Below are 13,923 nucleotides of genomic sequence, written 5' to 3'. Positions count from 1 at the left end.
GGCTGGATGTTGATTAAAGTTATAGGTGTAACGATGATGTTGAGAAGATTTTTACTGGTAACATTGGCACTTATAATGCTGACGGGATGTGACCAGTTAGGCGAACCCCCCAAAGATGTGCATCTGAAAATTGTTCAGTCATCACCCAATTATGATATGGCCAGCAAGACATTCGTCAATCGACGCCCTGATATCATAGAGAATATGGGGGATGAAACGAGCTTCTGGGACGATCCAATAGGTAATTTAAGGCATAATTTCTTTTTCAATTCTAATGAAACGTCCCCATCGCAATTAATTCCCGAAGATCGTTCGGGGGTGCCTGCCGATTTTGGCGATAGCACCGGTACGGTAAAATTCATCTGGCTAGGCCATTCAACATTCCTGCTGTCCATTAACAACAAGATCGTTCTGGTCGATCCGATATTTTCCAATGCCGCGTCTCCGGTCAGTTTTCTGGTAAAACGGTTTCAGCCGCCTGTAGTCAATCTCAATGATTTGCCTGAGCTTGATTATGTGCTGATTTCACATGATCACTATGATCATCTTGATATGGAAACGATCATCAAGCTAAAGGATGATGATGTAACCTTTGTGACACCGCTTGGCGTTAGTTCGCATTTGCGAAAATGGGGCGTTGCGAATGACAAGCTGATCGAGTTGGATTGGTGGGATAAGATAGATTTTGATGGCGTTACTTTTATCTGTACACCAGCCCAGCATTTTTCTGGCCGGACAGCGCTGTTTTCGACAATGAAAACACTGTGGGCATCCTGGATTGTTCAAGGCGGAGGCAAGCGTGTCTATTATAGTGGCGATTCTGGTTATGATGTGCATTACAAAAACATCGGTGATCAATATGGCGCGTTTGATATCGTGTTCATGGATAGCGGGCAATATAATGAAAACTGGGCCGCTGTTCACAATATGCCAGATGAAGTGATACAGGGATTCATTGATTTGCAAGGCAAGCATCTGGTTCCGGTTCATTGGGGCATGTTCACCTTATCAATGCATAACTGGTATGATCCGCCGATCGAAATTATCAAACGAGCAAAGCCACATAATATATCTGTGATGACTCCGCTTATGGGGCAAACGGTGGTTTTGGATGATCCGGGCGTCTTTGAGCGATGGTGGGAAGCCTTGATCGGCAAATAGGCTAGCTTGCGTTGTTATGCTGATTTGATATTGCCTGCTTTCAGATAATCTGAAACATTTTTATCTGTAATGGGAGATCAAGCCATGCCAGCTGACAATCAAACCCCCTTTAGAGACAATGGTTCATCGCATGATGCCCCGGCACAATCAGCGCGTCAGCAATGGAACTGGCATCCCGATCTGCCAATAGGGAATAACCCGCTGTTTGAGTGGCCTTGGCACATGCCAACAATTTGGGCGTATCATCGTGATACGTGGTTGAAGCTATCCGAAGTCAGCTTTGTTCTGATTTTGGCTATTGCCACATTCTATCTGATGCAGCCTGTTATGCCTGTTGATGGTGATAGCGGCAGCATGACATGGGTGGGGGTTCTTTATGGCGTCAATCTGGGACTGGTTTGTGCTGTTGCTGGAGGCTTGCACTGGTTTTTGTATATACATAAAGGGCAAGGCATCGAACGTAAATATATCAGCGCGTTCGGCCATAAAGGGGGCGGTCGTTTCAGCTTTGGGAATCAAGTGCATGACAATATATTCTGGACCTTAGTCAGCGGCGTTGGATTCTGGACATTCTATCAGGCGATTATGCTATGGCGCCTCAATAGTGGTGCTGCAAGTGCTATTGAGTGGGGTGATAGTCCGGTTCTGTTCAGTCTGATTATATTCCTTACCGGGCCGTGGATCGCGTTTCACTTTTACTGGGGACATCGTTTTCTGCATATGGGCGTCGTTTATAAATGGGTTCATGCCTTGCACCATCGCAATGTGAATGTTGGTCCATGGTCAGGCATTTCAATGCATCCAGTTGAACATGCCATATATTTCTCGTCAGTTTTTATTCATTTATTCATACCGTCGCACCCGATACATATCTGTTTCCATATGTATATGCTGGGTCTTTCAGCGATTATTGGGCATAGCGGGTTTCATAGCTTGTTTATTGGCAATAAAGACCGCTTTGCGTTGGGTCATTTTCATCATCAACTGCATCATCGTTATTTTGAGTGTAATTATGGCAGTGTTGACTTTCCACTTGATCGGTGGTTCGGCACCTTTCATGATGGTTCACAAGAATCTTTTAGTAGATTGAAAAATAATCTAAAAATCTAGTTTTACAAAATATTAAATTAGATATTTTGCGCTCTTGTTTGCAATTAATAACGCTTTTATTCTAGCCCCATAGTTAATCATATGGCGGGGTTTAGGAATGAAATGGCTTTTAGTGGCGGTGCTATCACAGGGCATTGTGCCAACTGATATTACCTACCGAACTGTTGATGATTGCTATAAACAAGCTGCCGAGGCCGCCTTGATGGCGCGGACAGCCAAAGCCGATATCGTTGAAGCAAAAGCGCAGGATATCGAACTCAACAAATATGCTTGTGTGTTGATGGATGATTAAGATGGAGTGGGTAGCGGTAGCCATTATGACATCGGGGGTGATAACAACCGATCTTACATTTGACTCGGTTGACGATTGTATGACCGAAACAGGCAAAATAGTGGCAGATGCCTATAGAGCGGCGGCATGGGAGCAGGGGCCTGATCTTGTTTTACCTCAATATGCTTGCCTGCTTTTGGATGATTAGGGAAATCGCGTCGTTTTGTCCCTTGCCAAGAGATGACGGGTCATCGTAGAAACAGGCATAACTTTGTCGTGGAGATAATTATGAACGCGAATATCGGCTTGATCCTTGTTATCGGATTCCCGCTTGCTTTGTGCGTGGCCTTATGGGCTTTTGACAAGGTCTCTGTCCGCCCTGAATAGGCCGATGGCCTCGTCAAAGGCGTCAAAGGCAAGCGTGACACATTTGTGTCTGTTGCTTATGGGTTTGACTGGTGCGAACACCTGAATTTGAGTGCTTGTTTCGTCGCCTGGCTGTTTTTCATCTTCATTACCGGTATCTAGAAACGCGCGAAGGCTTGTGCCAAGTGCGTTGATTCTGTCTAGATGTTCATGCCGAGCAGATTCAAGCAAAAGACCAGCCCCTGCCTCACAAAGAGCACACCCTTTGACAGCAACATTTATATCGGAAATGTGTTCTGCCTTGATGGCAATCGATACGGTTACCCGGTCACCACAAACAGGATTGTTACAGCTGGCTGTATAAGCGGGCGTAAAATCAAGGGTGCTGGCGCGGGCGCTATGCGCTAGTGACAGTATCTGCTTTTGGTATAAAGCGTCCACTAACGCTCCCATAATAAAGTTACAGTGAATCGTTGCTTCTACGACTTTTCAATTAGCCAGCGTTAATAACCATGGCAGCCACAGCAACGGCAGCGCAAAGGTAGGTAACAATCACCATCCAATGCATTTTCTCATATACATTTTCCTCCGGCACATGATCCGGACGTGGTTTCGCATTTGATGCAGATTTGGTGGCCATTTTCAATTCCTTTAAGACGCATGATGCCTAGTTACTTTGTGATCTTAAATTATCGTGAAGCCATTAAATTTGCAAGGTCGATAGGGATGAAAAAAATAACATTTTTTCAAACCAAAACAACCGAGCAAGCATTGATACTCTCACAAATATCTCTATTATGAAGATTCCTGTTTTGAGGTATGCCTAGTCTATGATGCGTGTTGTTCTTCTATTCGTGATCCTGTTTTGTGGATGGCTATTGATGTCTGGGCATTATACGCCCCTAATCACATCATTCGGCGTCTTGAGTTGTGCGCTCTGTGCGTGGCTGTCCTGGCGCATTGGTGCTAGTGATCTTGAAGGCTTGCCGACGCATTTATTTGCCAGACTGCCAGCTTTCCTGTTGTGGCTTTTGCGTGAAATCATCATGTCGAATATTGCCACCTCAAAAATCATTCTGTTTGGGGGTGCCAAGCCAGAAATATTTGAGGTTCCCGCCACCCAACGCACTGCGGCAGGTGTGGCCACCTATGCCAATTCGATTACCTTGACGCCTGGCACCGTAACCATTGATATCAATGAAAGTAAATCATCGACATTTATTGTGCATGCACTGCATTCGGATTTTGGTGATGATGTGCGTAGTGGCGATATGGATCGCCGTGTTTCGGCTCTAGAAGACATAACAGATGCGGAGCTGGCCAAGTCATGATGATGGTAGCAGCCTTGGCCGCATGTGCGGTCTCTATCGTACTGGCTTTGATCCGAACGGGTTTGGGGCCAACAGCTTTTGATCGTATTCTGGCTGTTAATGCCATTGGTACTGTTATCATTCTGGCGATCGCCTTGCATGGCTTTGTGATGGGACGGCCGGAATTTATCGATATATCCATTCTTTATGCGGTGATTAACTTCATCGGCACCTTTGCGGTTCTGAAACTTTTCAGTACAGGTAGCCTTGGTGATGCAAAGCGTGGGGATAATAAGTGATCGAAATGATTGTTTCCATATTGTCGTCACTTTGTCTGTTTATCGGCATTGTCGCCCTGCTGATAGGTAGTCTTGGCCTGTTGCGCCTTCCTGACGTTTATAGCCGCATGCATGCTGTGGGTATGATGGATACGGCGGGTCTAGGCTTTCTGATACTTGGGATGATGCTGCATGCCGGTTTTACATTGATAACGGTGAAGCTGGCCTTTATTGGTATTTTTCTGTTTTTCACAAGTCCTATTGCTGGACATGCAGTCGTGCAGGCTGCTTATAAGCATGGCGTGAAGCCCGAAGGAATCAGCACACTTTCAGCCAAGACACCGTCATCTAAGGGTGCGGCTAAAAAGAGTGCGGCTAAAAAGGGCGCTGCCAAAAAGGGCGCTGCCAAAAAGAGTACGGCGACATGACAGGTCTTATTATCAACATATTCCTGATGTGCATTTTGCTGGTGATTGCCGTCATGGTGGTGCGAACAGGACGGCTTTTTGCCGTGATTGTTATGTCGGGTGCCTATTCGCTGATTTCGGCGGCGTTTTTTGTCAATCTTGATGCCGTTGACGTGGCCTTTACCGAAGCGGCTGTCGGAGCTGGTGTGTCATCGGTCTTGTTTCTTGCTGCGATGGCTTATCTGCCTGCCGAAGAAAAACCGGCAACGCATAACAATCTGGCCGCCTTTATGATTTGTGGTATTGCTGGCTTGCTTCTGGTCGCGGCGACGGCGCATTTACCTGCAATTGGTGACCCGACGGCACCTGCCCATACCCATGTTGCCCCGCGTTATCTGGCAGAAAGTGGCGATGTTCTGCATATTCCGAATGTAGTAACCACCGTGCTGGCCAGTTATCGTGGCTTCGATACGCTGGGAGAGACGATTGTTGTGTTTACCGCAGGTCTGGGCGTTTTGTTGCTGTTGAGTGGGTATACGCGCACGCGCAAGCATAAATCACGTTCCAAGGATGAGGGCTAGATATGCAGAATAATCCTGTTTTCCGTCTGGCCGCCAAAATTTTGTTTGCACCTATCATCATGTTTGGTTTGTATGTCCAATTCCATGGTGATTACGGCCCAGGTGGTGGGTTTCAGGCGGGCGTGATTATTGCCGCGGCGTTCATTTTGCATGGACTTGTCTTTGGTCTTGATGCAGGGCGCAAGCTGGTTTCAACCAAGGTCAATGTCGTGCTGATGTGTTCGGGGGTTCTGCTCTACGGTTCTGTTGGTGTAGTGAGCGTGATGAATGGCGGTTATTTCCTTGATTACACCGCCTTAACAGGTGATGTGGCTAGCGGCCAGCATATGGGTATTCTGCTGGTTGAGCTGGGTGTCGGGCTGACAGTTACCAGTGTCATGCTGGCTCTGTTTCATGCATTTGCAGGTTTTGTTGAGGATAAGTCATGACAATGCTGGCTATCGCAGATCTGTGGAACTATTACGTTGTCATTTTCTTGATGATGGCTGGTCTGTTTATGGTGATATCGAGACAGAATCTGGTCAAAAAGCTGGTAGGCCTGTCCATTTTCCAGACCTCCGTATTCTTATTCTATATCACGCTGGGCAAAATGGCGGGCGGTACGGCACCTATTTTGGTTGATGATCCGTCTGTGGTGTATTCTAACCCGCTTCCGCATGTGCTGATCCTGACGGCAATTGTTGTAGGTGTTTCGACAACGGCATTGGGGCTGGCGCTGGTTCTACGTATCAATGAAGCTTTTGGATCAATCGAAGAAGATGAGCTTCTAGCGGCAAAGGCAGAAGCGGCGCTTGCGCGCCCAAACAGACGGCGGACAGCGGTCAAGGATGGTAAACATCATGACAGCTAGCTCGCTGATTCAGAATTTGCCTGCCTTGCTGGTGGCCATTCCGCTGATATTGGCGGCTGTTGTCACGTTGGTGCCGATACCTGCGTTTGCGTGGGTTATCAGCCTAGCTGCAGTTGGTGCCAGTTTTGTCATCGCTCTGTTGCTGCATAGCGTCACCATGACTGGTGTTGAAATATCCTATTATCTAGGCAATTGGGAACCGCCATGGGGCATCGAATTTGTCGTTGATTCGGCGACCAGCATGACGCTGGTGATTATGATGGGGCTGGCTTTTATCACGACTTTGGCCGCACGACATCTGATTGCGGCTGAAATCGCGTTAGCTGATTGTGGAAAAACCTATGCCGCCTGGTTGCTTGTTTGTGGGGGGCTATCTGGCCTGGTCATGACAGCGGACGCCTTTAACCTGTTTGTGTTTCTGGAAATCTCGGCTTTGTCTTCGGTAATTTTGATTGCCATGGGTGCAGGCACAGACCGACGCAGCCTGATTGCGGCGTTTAATTATCTGATTATCGGTGCGGTTGGTGCCACTTTCTATGTGATCGGTATTGGCTTTGTCTATGCTGTTACGGGCACATTGAACATGGCCGATTTGGCACTGCGATTGCCCGAAATAGAGCAGAGTATTGTTATCTTTGTCGGGTTTGGCTTTATGATTGCCGGCATTCTGGTCAAAGCGGCTGTATTTCCGGTGCATGTCTGGTTGCCTGCCGCCTATAGTTATGCCCCGTCGGCAGTGTCTATCTTGTTGGCGGCGATTGCGACCAAAGCATCGATTTATGTGCTGGCACGGCTGATATTCACTGTCTTTGGTGGTTTCCCCGAGATGATTGGATCAGCCTTGACGATGGTGATTGTTCCGTTGTCGGTGATGGGTATTTTTGTCGGTACGATCATGGCGATATATGAGTCCGACATAAAAAAATTGCTAGCCCAATCATCGATTGCCCAGATTGGCTATATCACCCTTGGTTTCGGACTTGCGTCAAAATCAGGCGTTGCCGCCGGTTTCATCCATATTGGTAATCATGCGCTTATAAAGGGTGGCCTGTTTATGGCGGTTGCCGGTTTTTTCACGGCCATGCGCAACCGTGTTGATCTTAATAGCCTGACAGGCATGGGGCATCGCATGCCGATTACGGCCACCGCATTTGTTATTTGTGGCTTGTCTTTGATCGGGTTGCCATTGACCGCTGGCTTTATCTCAAAATTGTATCTGGTGAGGGCGATGCTTGAAATGGATAGTTACCTGCTAGTTGGCATCGTGCTGGCCAGTAGTGCGCTATCTTTGATCTATATATGGAAAATTATCGAAGTGATGTGGATGCAGCCAGCCGCCCATGACGCGCCGAAGCTTAATGAAAATCCGGCAGTTTATATGCCGCTTTGGATGTTGGCTGGGCTGAATTTATGGTTTGGTATTGATGCCAGCTGGATGGTGGCAAGCGCAGAATTTGCTGCCAAGGCGTTGATCGGAGCCGGATTATGATGATGTCAGCAGATTCAGCCATAATCCTTGGTCTTTTGGCACCTTTGGTTGTTGCGCTATTGACGCCATTTCTGGCAGTGCGTGCCACATGGCGTGATGCGGCTGGCCCGATAGGCGCGGTTGTTACACTGTTTGCTGCCATTCATGTGGCCATGGATGTACTTGCTGGCAATGTGCCAACGCTGGTTGTTGCCAATTTCGCCGATGGTATTTCGCTGACATTTGCTGTTACCCCGTTAGGCGCTATTTTTGGTCTTGTTGCCTCAGGCTTGTGGATTTTGGCGGCGATATTTTCCGTTGGCTATATGCGTGGCAATCATGAAAAACAGCAAACACGTTTTGCCGCCTTTTATGCTGTTGCCGTGCATGCCGCCCTGGCCATTGCATGGTCGGGCAATTTGCTGGTGCTGTTTATTTTTTATGAAATACTGACCTTTTCAACTTATCCACTGGTGACACATAAGGAGTCTAAGGTCGCGCGGAATGCTGGCCGTTTATATATGGGCATTCTGGTTGGTACCTCGGTGGTGCTGTTATTACCTGCAGTCATCTGGGTCTGGTTGGCGACTGGAACATTAGATTTTCAGCAAGGCGGTATTCTGGAAGGCTATATCAGCCCACAAGCGGCGCCGTTTCTGCTGGCGCTATTTGCCTTTGGGATTGGTAAAGCCGCATTGATGCCGTTTCATCGCTGGCTTCCTGCCGCTATGGTGGCACCGACACCCGTTTCAGCCTTGCTGCATGCGGTGGCGGTGGTCAAGGCGGGTGTATTCACCATGTTGACGGTGGTTGTCTATATTTTTGGAACAGGCTTTCTATCCGCAAGCGGCGCATCACAATGGCTTGTATGGATTGCGTCCTTTACCATTCTGGCGTCAAGCTTTGTGGCCATCACCAAGGATGATATCAAGGCGCGTCTGGCCTATTCGACGATCAGCCAGCTTTCTTATATTGTGTTGGGGGCAGCATTAGCATCGGCCATTGCGATCCAGGGCGCAGCTTTGCATATCGTCATGCACGCCGCTGGTAAAATCACGCTATTCTTCTGTGCGGGGGCTATTTATGTATGCGCCCATGTTACGAAAGTTTCGGATCTTGACGGGCAGGGACCTGAATTGAAATGGGTGTTTGGGGCTTTCTTTCTGGGTGCATTATCGATTATCGGTATCCCGCCTTTGGGGGGAAGCTGGTCGAAATTCTATCTGATGGTTGGCGCGGTTGACAGCGGCATGTTGTTTGTTCTGGGCGTGCTGGGCTTGTCGTCGCTTTTGAATATTTATTATCTGCTAGAACCTGTTTCGCGGGGCTTTTTCAGACCCAAGGTCAAAGACCTTAAAATCACCCTGCACCCTCTGGTGATTATCCCACCAGTTGTGACGGCGGCTTTATCCTTGTTATTGTTTTTCTTTGTTGATCCTTTTGCAAATCTTGCGTCCATGATGGTGTCGCCATGAGTAAATCGCCTTCAAAAACCCAGCTTGATCTGGCACGGCTAGGCAGTCGGTTCACTCGCTTTTTGCTGGTCATCGCTGTTATTCTTATAGCGCTGGAATTTGTTGTGCATCGCCATGGTGAAACGCTTATCGAAGACAGTTTCATGTTTCCAGCCATTTATGGATTCATAGCTTTTATCTTTATCGTCGAAGTAGGTAAGATTCTGCGCCGCCTGATCATGCGCGATGAAAGCTATTATGATGATAAGCAGGATACCGGGGAGGACAGCCATGTTCGCTAGTCTGCCTCCTGGCATTATCATGTTGCTTGGCGCTTGTGCAGTGCCATTCATTCCGCATATATCACGCCAGATATGGATGTTGGTGATGATTGGCCTGTCAGCGTGGGGATTAACCACTGGCGATGGTATCCATGCCATATGGCATGTCATGGGCTATGATCTGGTTCTGTATCGCGCTGATGCGCTGACCATGCCGTTTGCCATTATTTTCCATCTGGCGGCTGCCTTAAACGTTATCTATAGCTGGCATGATCAGAAATGGCAGGAGCATACGGCGTCTTTATCCTATGCCGGTGCGGCAATTGCGGCTGTGCATGCGGGTGATCTGATTACATTGTTCATCTGGTGGGAAGCAACGGCCATTACGTCGGTTTTCCTTATTCTGGCGTCAAATACCGAACGTGCCCGCAAGGCATCGATGCGTTATTTGATCTTTCAGGTAACAAGCGGAGTTCTGCTTTTATGCGGGGCGGCGGTTCTGGCCGCTAATGGTCAGTCAATTCTGTTTGAAAAAATGGAACTGGGCAGTCTGGCAAGCTGGTTTATTTTCCTTGCGCTGGGGATCAAAGCTGCCTTTCCGTTTCTTAATGGCTGGCTTCAGGATGCCTATCCCGAAGCCACACCAACAGGCACGGTTGCATTATCCGCCTTTACGACCAAACTGGCGATTTATGCCTTGGCGCGGGCGTTTCCGGGCACAGAATATCTTATCTGGATTGGCGCTTCGATGACGGCTTTACCGGTATTCTTTGCGGTGATTGAAAATGACCTGCGTCGGGTGCTGGCCTTTAGCCTCAATAACCAGCTTGGATTTATGGTTGTGGCGGTTGGTGTTGGCAGTGAATTGGCAATCAATGGCGCGGTCGCTCATGCGTTTGTGCATATTATTTACAAAGCCCTGTTGTTCATGAGCATGGGCGCGGTTCTGCATCAGGTGGGTACAATCAAAGCCTCGGCGCTTGGTGGTCTTTACCGGCAGATGCCATTTACCATGATTTGCTGTGTGATCGGTGCCATGTCGATTTCGGCATTTCCGCTTTTTAGTGGATTTGTCGCAAAATCGCTGACCATGTCCGCGCTTGGCGATACGGGCATTGTCTGGGCTTATTTTGTGTTGTTGTTCGCCTCGGCAGGTGTGCTTGAACATTCGGGAATCAAAATACCGTATTTTGCTTTCTTTGCGCATGATTCAGGGCTAAAAACCACCGAAGCCCCTCTTAATATGCGAATTGCTATGGGAATTGCCGCGGTTTTATGTGTCGCGATCGGTGTCTATCCTGCCGCCCTTTACAGTATTCTGCCCTATTCAATCGATTATCATCCCTATGATGCAAGTCATGTAACTGGCCAGTTACAATTATTGATCTTTGCCATGCTGGCATTTGTGTTGTTGATTCGGATGAAATTATATCCGCCAGAAATCCCGTCCGTTGTGCTTAATTCAGATTGGTTCTACCGTCGGCTCGCGCCTATGGTGGGCATGCCCATATTACGGGGCGTCATGACGCTATGGCACTGGCTGATTGGCATTCTGGCACAGGCAAAGACAATGATCTGGGATGCTGTTGACTTGGTTATGGATAAGCCCATTTCGGGTCCCACCATCCCGGGTCGGGCGGTTATGGTACAGGCTATTCTTCTGACAATTATCCTGATTTTTGGCTATGCGATCGCCAGCTAGAATAGTCATAGGGCTTTTAATATCATTAAGTCTTTATATATCGTTTCCTGTCTGGGCTGACACAAAGCGGATTGAGCTTGTTGTGGCGGGGGCTAAGGCGCACAAAATAATTCATGTGGAACTGGCTGTGACCAGGGACGAACGTCAAGAAGGCTTGATGTTTCGGGACAAGCTGGCGGCTGATAGCGGCATGTTATTCATTTTTCCAGCTGAAGAGATACTCAGATTCTGGATGAAAGACACAATTATACCTCTGGATATTCTGTTTTTTGACAAGGATGGGCGCTTTATTAATAAATTTGTCAATGTGCCGCCGTTAACCCTGACTAACCGTGTGTCATTGAGTCCAGCGATTTATGTTCTTGAGGTTGCAGGCAAAACCAGCGAGACATGGGATTTGGGAGGTGAAATTCATCTGAAACTACCACTGGCAACGCCTTGAAATTCATCAAATTCTAATTAATATCGTTTTTGCAGTGATCTAGGCTTGAAAAAACCTGACAGTAGCGATATTAAAAACCCGTCGGAGTGTAGCGCAGCCTGGTAGCGCATCTGGTTTGGGACCAGAGGGCCGGGAGTTCGAATCTCTCCACTCCGACCAATCCCTTCTGTCTTGCATGTTTTTCCTTGAGGGCTGATCGGAACAGGGCTGCGCCCGGAAATATCGCTTTTATCTGGAGATGTTATCTATGCGTGCAATTATCCACAAACCAAGCAAAACAGCTATGCAATCGGGTCGCAATGGTAATGTGAGCCGTGGCAATGTGTGGGTTCTTTCCTTTCCCCGTTCCGAAGGTGCGCGTCCGGACTCATTGATGGGCTGGCAATCTTCGTCCGATACAGCCCGTCAGGTACGTATGCGCTTTCCCAGCAAAGAGGCAGCCATTGCCTATGCCGAGGCGCATGGGATCGATTTTGACGTGCGTGAACCAACATCACGCAAGGTCAAGCCACGGGCATATGCCGATAATTTTGCCTTTAACCGCAAAGGCGCCTGGACGCATTAAATCCGGCTTCGTCATTCGTCTGTTTCCAAATCACGTTGCATGAAAACAACGTCAACCATATCATTGAATTTAAAGCCAATATTTTGTGCGGTGCCAATAAGCGTGAAACCAAGTGACGCATGCAGTTTAATGGAGCCGTGATTATCCGACCCACCAATTACCGCCATCATTTGTTTATAGCCTTGTAGCCTTGCCTGATCAATTATTGAGATCAGCAAAGCCCGGCCTATTCCCATGCCCATATGATCCGGATGTATATAGATACTGTCCTCAACAGTATGTTTATAAGCCGCGCGAGGTTTATAAGGCCCTGCATAGGCAAAACCCATGACAAGTTCATCAGCATTGACAGCGACCAGCGTCGGATAATGGGCATTGCGTAATTCTGCAAAGCGCGCGGCCATATCCTTAACAGAGGGGGCAACGGTTTCAAAGCTACCAGTGCCAGTTTCGACATGATGGGCATAAATAGCCGTTGCCGCCACTATATCATCATCAGTTAACGCGCGAATGATACCGCTATGGTTTGGAAGGCGGCAAATTGCAGATTTATCAGTCATAAGTTCATCATATATACTGGACAAGAGGCGGTAAAGATGGCTATGACAACGTCATCGGTTCCGTAGCTCAACTGGATAGAGCAGCTCACTTCTAATGAGCAGGTTGGGGGTTCGAGTCCTCCCGGAATCGCCATTGTTTGGGTTCATATGCGCCCATATATGACGCTGTAATTACTTGTGTGCGGTTAGTTTATTCATGCTTCATATCGTATCGCATCCAGATTATGATATTCCGCTTGCCGACGGGCACCGCTTTCCATCTCGTAAATTTACCCGCCTGATCAGCCATCTTGACGCTGAGGGCATATTGGCTGAATTCACCCATGCTACCCCCATACCAGCCACGATTGAGGCGCTTTCACAAATACATGACCCCAATTATGTGGCCTCTATCCATGATGGTAGCATTACAACAGAGGCATTGCGTGTGCTGGGGTTTGAGTGGAGCGAGGCTTTGGCAAGACGTTCTTTTCTGGCCCCGAATGGTACTTTGATGACAGCGCGGCTAGCGCGTGAACACGGGCTTGCCTGTCATGCAGCAGGTGGAACACATCACGCGCATTACGGCCATGGTGCGGGTTTCTGCGTGTTTAATGATATTGCCTTCACCGCGATCAATCTGCTGCGTGACCCGGGCATAGATCAGGTATTGATACTCGATTGTGATGTGCATCAGGGGGATGGCACTGCACGGATGCTCATGGATGAGGATAGAGCTGTTACCGTGTCATTGCATTGTGCTACGAATTATCCTGCACGCAAGGCGATCAGTGATTTTGATATCGAACTTGATCGAGGGCTTGATAATGAAGGCTATCTTGCCATTCTTGCCGATACTTTATCAAAACTGGCAGGTGTGATGCGTCCAGATATTGTCATTTATGATGCTGGCGTTGACATTCATATTGATGACCGGCTTGGCTATCTAAATGTTACCGATCAAGGGTTACGGGCGCGCGATGATATGGTTCTGGCGCATTTTCTGGCACGCGATATTCCTGTGGCCACGGTGATAGGTGGCGGATATGACAAGGATGTAGCCGCATTAATAAGCCGCCATGCGCATATTTTCAAAGCCAGTGCCGACGCCTATGCACATTACTGCCGCTAGTGAATT

20 protein-coding genes and 2 tRNA genes are annotated in these 13,923 nt (G+C 48.1%); 19 read left to right on the top strand and 3 right to left on the bottom strand.

The window, feature by feature from the left end; translation table 11 throughout:
- Positions 1-6 precede the first annotated feature (6 nt).
- From SAR116_RS02445 to SAR116_RS02430, 4 genes are all read left to right on the top strand, one after another.
- Positions 7-1,161 (top strand): MBL fold metallo-hydrolase, encoded by a 1,155-nt coding sequence (locus tag SAR116_RS02445; RefSeq protein WP_238531167.1) that lies wholly within the window; start codon positions 7-9, stop codon positions 1,159-1,161.
- 84 nt (positions 1,162-1,245) lie between these two features.
- Positions 1,246-2,271, top strand: a complete 1,026-nt coding sequence (locus tag SAR116_RS02440; protein WP_013045345.1) for a sterol desaturase family protein — start codon at positions 1,246-1,248, stop codon at positions 2,269-2,271.
- A gap of 97 nt (positions 2,272-2,368) precedes the next feature.
- Positions 2,369-2,563, top strand: coding sequence for a hypothetical protein (locus SAR116_RS02435; protein WP_013045344.1), 195 nt, complete (start codon positions 2,369-2,371; stop codon positions 2,561-2,563).
- 1 nt (position 2,564) lies between these two features.
- The gene (locus SAR116_RS02430; protein ID WP_148212236.1) at positions 2,565-2,750 is read left to right on the top strand and encodes a hypothetical protein; all 186 of its coding nucleotides are present in this window, start codon (positions 2,565-2,567) and stop codon (positions 2,748-2,750) included.
- A gap of 140 nt (positions 2,751-2,890) precedes the next feature.
- Here SAR116_RS02430 and SAR116_RS02425 read toward each other — a convergent pair whose 3' ends face one another.
- Positions 2,891-3,349 carry an iron-sulfur cluster assembly scaffold protein gene (locus tag SAR116_RS02425; protein WP_013045342.1) on the bottom strand — a complete coding sequence of 153 codons (459 nt, stop codon included), beginning with the start codon at positions 3,347-3,349 and terminating at the stop codon, positions 2,891-2,893.
- Between the two features lie 52 nt (positions 3,350-3,401).
- Positions 3,402-3,548 carry a hypothetical protein gene (locus tag SAR116_RS13675; RefSeq protein ID WP_013045341.1) on the bottom strand — a complete coding sequence of 49 codons (147 nt, stop codon included), beginning with the start codon at positions 3,546-3,548 and terminating at the stop codon, positions 3,402-3,404.
- 190 nt (positions 3,549-3,738) lie between these two features.
- Here SAR116_RS13675 and SAR116_RS02420 point away from each other — a divergent pair, with 190 nt between their 5' ends.
- From SAR116_RS02420 to SAR116_RS02360, 13 genes are all read left to right on the top strand, one after another.
- Positions 3,739-4,239, top strand: a complete 501-nt coding sequence (locus tag SAR116_RS02420; RefSeq protein ID WP_013045340.1) for a Na+/H+ antiporter subunit E — start codon at positions 3,739-3,741, stop codon at positions 4,237-4,239.
- Positions 4,236-4,517 carry an MrpF/PhaF family protein gene (locus tag SAR116_RS02415; protein ID WP_013045339.1) on the top strand — a complete coding sequence of 94 codons (282 nt, stop codon included), beginning with the start codon at positions 4,236-4,238 and terminating at the stop codon, positions 4,515-4,517. The genes SAR116_RS02420 and SAR116_RS02415 overlap by 4 nt, the downstream gene beginning before the upstream one ends.
- 5 nt (positions 4,518-4,522) lie before the next feature.
- A complete protein-coding gene (mnhG, locus tag SAR116_RS02410; protein ID WP_013045338.1) occupies positions 4,523-4,924 on the top strand; it encodes a monovalent cation/H(+) antiporter subunit G in 402 nt (133 codons plus the stop codon).
- The gene (locus SAR116_RS02405) at positions 4,921-5,484 is read left to right on the top strand and encodes a DUF4040 domain-containing protein (protein WP_041860720.1); all 564 of its coding nucleotides are present in this window, start codon (positions 4,921-4,923) and stop codon (positions 5,482-5,484) included. Before mnhG ends, SAR116_RS02405 begins: the two co-directional genes overlap by 4 nt.
- Before the next feature lie 2 nt (positions 5,485-5,486).
- Positions 5,487-5,912, top strand: coding sequence for a Na(+)/H(+) antiporter subunit B (locus SAR116_RS02400; protein ID WP_013045336.1), 426 nt, complete (start codon positions 5,487-5,489; stop codon positions 5,910-5,912).
- Entirely contained in the window at positions 5,909-6,334 is a 426-nt protein-coding gene (locus SAR116_RS02395; RefSeq protein ID WP_013045335.1) for a cation:proton antiporter subunit C, read from the top strand. The genes SAR116_RS02400 and SAR116_RS02395 overlap by 4 nt, the downstream gene beginning before the upstream one ends.
- Positions 6,324-7,823, top strand: a complete 1,500-nt coding sequence (locus SAR116_RS02390; protein ID WP_013045334.1) for a monovalent cation/H+ antiporter subunit D family protein — start codon at positions 6,324-6,326, stop codon at positions 7,821-7,823. The genes SAR116_RS02395 and SAR116_RS02390 overlap by 11 nt, the downstream gene beginning before the upstream one ends.
- Positions 7,820-9,277, top strand: coding sequence for a proton-conducting transporter transmembrane domain-containing protein (locus SAR116_RS02385; RefSeq protein ID WP_013045333.1), 1,458 nt, complete (start codon positions 7,820-7,822; stop codon positions 9,275-9,277). The genes SAR116_RS02390 and SAR116_RS02385 overlap by 4 nt, the downstream gene beginning before the upstream one ends.
- Entirely contained in the window at positions 9,274-9,558 is a 285-nt protein-coding gene (locus SAR116_RS02380) for a hypothetical protein (protein WP_013045332.1), read from the top strand. The genes SAR116_RS02385 and SAR116_RS02380 overlap by 4 nt, the downstream gene beginning before the upstream one ends.
- On the top strand, positions 9,548-11,239 hold the full coding sequence (locus SAR116_RS02375; RefSeq protein WP_013045331.1) for a Na(+)/H(+) antiporter subunit D: 1,692 nt from the start codon (positions 9,548-9,550) through the stop codon (positions 11,237-11,239). Before SAR116_RS02380 ends, SAR116_RS02375 begins: the two co-directional genes overlap by 11 nt.
- The gene (locus SAR116_RS02370; RefSeq protein WP_013045330.1) at positions 11,223-11,681 is read left to right on the top strand and encodes a DUF192 domain-containing protein; all 459 of its coding nucleotides are present in this window, start codon (positions 11,223-11,225) and stop codon (positions 11,679-11,681) included. The genes SAR116_RS02375 and SAR116_RS02370 overlap by 17 nt, the downstream gene beginning before the upstream one ends.
- Positions 11,682-11,763: 82 nt before the next feature.
- Positions 11,764-11,840 (top strand) — tRNA-Pro (locus SAR116_RS02365).
- Positions 11,841-11,928: 88 nt separating this feature from the next.
- A complete protein-coding gene (locus SAR116_RS02360) occupies positions 11,929-12,246 on the top strand; it encodes an ETC complex I subunit (protein ID WP_013045329.1) in 318 nt (105 codons plus the stop codon).
- An 11-nt stretch (positions 12,247-12,257) separates the two neighbouring features.
- Here SAR116_RS02360 and SAR116_RS02355 read toward each other — a convergent pair whose 3' ends face one another.
- The gene (locus tag SAR116_RS02355) at positions 12,258-12,806 is read right to left on the bottom strand and encodes a GNAT family N-acetyltransferase (protein WP_013045328.1); all 549 of its coding nucleotides are present in this window, start codon (positions 12,804-12,806) and stop codon (positions 12,258-12,260) included.
- A 56-nt stretch (positions 12,807-12,862) separates the two neighbouring features.
- On the opposite strand from SAR116_RS02355, the gene SAR116_RS02350 reads away from it, so the two are divergent.
- Positions 12,863-12,939, top strand: a tRNA-Arg gene (locus SAR116_RS02350).
- A gap of 63 nt (positions 12,940-13,002) precedes the next feature.
- Complete coding sequence (locus SAR116_RS02345; protein WP_013045327.1) at positions 13,003-13,917, top strand: histone deacetylase family protein; 915 nt, start codon at positions 13,003-13,005, stop codon at positions 13,915-13,917.
- Positions 13,918-13,923: the final 6 nt, after the last annotated feature.

Origin of the sequence: Candidatus Puniceispirillum marinum IMCC1322, from assembly GCF_000024465.1 — a bacterium.
Taxonomy (GTDB): Bacteria; Pseudomonadota; Alphaproteobacteria; order Puniceispirillales; family Puniceispirillaceae; genus Puniceispirillum; species Puniceispirillum marinum.
The sequence above is the reverse complement of the archived record's forward strand: the minus strand, read 5'-3'. Positions and strand labels throughout refer to the sequence as shown.

Excerpts from the sequence above, each read along its gene's own strand:
- SAR116_RS02445 (WP_238531167.1), top strand. The coding sequence starts at position 7 with ATGTTGATTAAAGTTATAGGTGTAACGATGATGTTGAGAAGATTTTTA.
- SAR116_RS02440 (WP_013045345.1), top strand. The coding sequence starts at position 1,246 with ATGCCAGCTGACAATCAAACCCCCTTTAGAGACAATGGTTCATCGCAT.
- SAR116_RS02435 (WP_013045344.1), top strand. The coding sequence starts at position 2,369 with ATGAAATGGCTTTTAGTGGCGGTGCTATCACAGGGCATTGTGCCAACT.
- SAR116_RS02430 (WP_148212236.1), top strand. The coding sequence starts at position 2,565 with ATGGAGTGGGTAGCGGTAGCCATTATGACATCGGGGGTGATAACAACC.
- SAR116_RS13675 (WP_013045341.1), bottom strand. The coding sequence starts at position 3,548 with ATGGCCACCAAATCTGCATCAAATGCGAAACCACGTCCGGATCATGTG.
- SAR116_RS02420 (WP_013045340.1), top strand. The coding sequence starts at position 3,739 with ATGATGCGTGTTGTTCTTCTATTCGTGATCCTGTTTTGTGGATGGCTA.
- SAR116_RS02415 (WP_013045339.1), top strand. The coding sequence starts at position 4,236 with ATGATGATGGTAGCAGCCTTGGCCGCATGTGCGGTCTCTATCGTACTG.
- mnhG (WP_013045338.1), top strand. The coding sequence starts at position 4,523 with ATGATTGTTTCCATATTGTCGTCACTTTGTCTGTTTATCGGCATTGTC.
- SAR116_RS02405 (WP_041860720.1), top strand. The coding sequence starts at position 4,921 with ATGACAGGTCTTATTATCAACATATTCCTGATGTGCATTTTGCTGGTG.
- SAR116_RS02400 (WP_013045336.1), top strand. The coding sequence starts at position 5,487 with ATGCAGAATAATCCTGTTTTCCGTCTGGCCGCCAAAATTTTGTTTGCA.
- SAR116_RS02395 (WP_013045335.1), top strand. The coding sequence starts at position 5,909 with ATGACAATGCTGGCTATCGCAGATCTGTGGAACTATTACGTTGTCATT.
- SAR116_RS02390 (WP_013045334.1), top strand. The coding sequence starts at position 6,324 with ATGACAGCTAGCTCGCTGATTCAGAATTTGCCTGCCTTGCTGGTGGCC.
- SAR116_RS02385 (WP_013045333.1), top strand. The coding sequence starts at position 7,820 with ATGATGATGTCAGCAGATTCAGCCATAATCCTTGGTCTTTTGGCACCT.
- SAR116_RS02380 (WP_013045332.1), top strand. The coding sequence starts at position 9,274 with ATGAGTAAATCGCCTTCAAAAACCCAGCTTGATCTGGCACGGCTAGGC.
- SAR116_RS02375 (WP_013045331.1), top strand. The coding sequence starts at position 9,548 with ATGTTCGCTAGTCTGCCTCCTGGCATTATCATGTTGCTTGGCGCTTGT.
- SAR116_RS02370 (WP_013045330.1), top strand. The coding sequence starts at position 11,223 with ATGCGATCGCCAGCTAGAATAGTCATAGGGCTTTTAATATCATTAAGT.
- SAR116_RS02360 (WP_013045329.1), top strand. The coding sequence starts at position 11,929 with ATGCGTGCAATTATCCACAAACCAAGCAAAACAGCTATGCAATCGGGT.
- SAR116_RS02355 (WP_013045328.1), bottom strand. The coding sequence starts at position 12,806 with ATGACTGATAAATCTGCAATTTGCCGCCTTCCAAACCATAGCGGTATC.
- SAR116_RS02345 (WP_013045327.1), top strand. The coding sequence starts at position 13,003 with ATGCTTCATATCGTATCGCATCCAGATTATGATATTCCGCTTGCCGAC.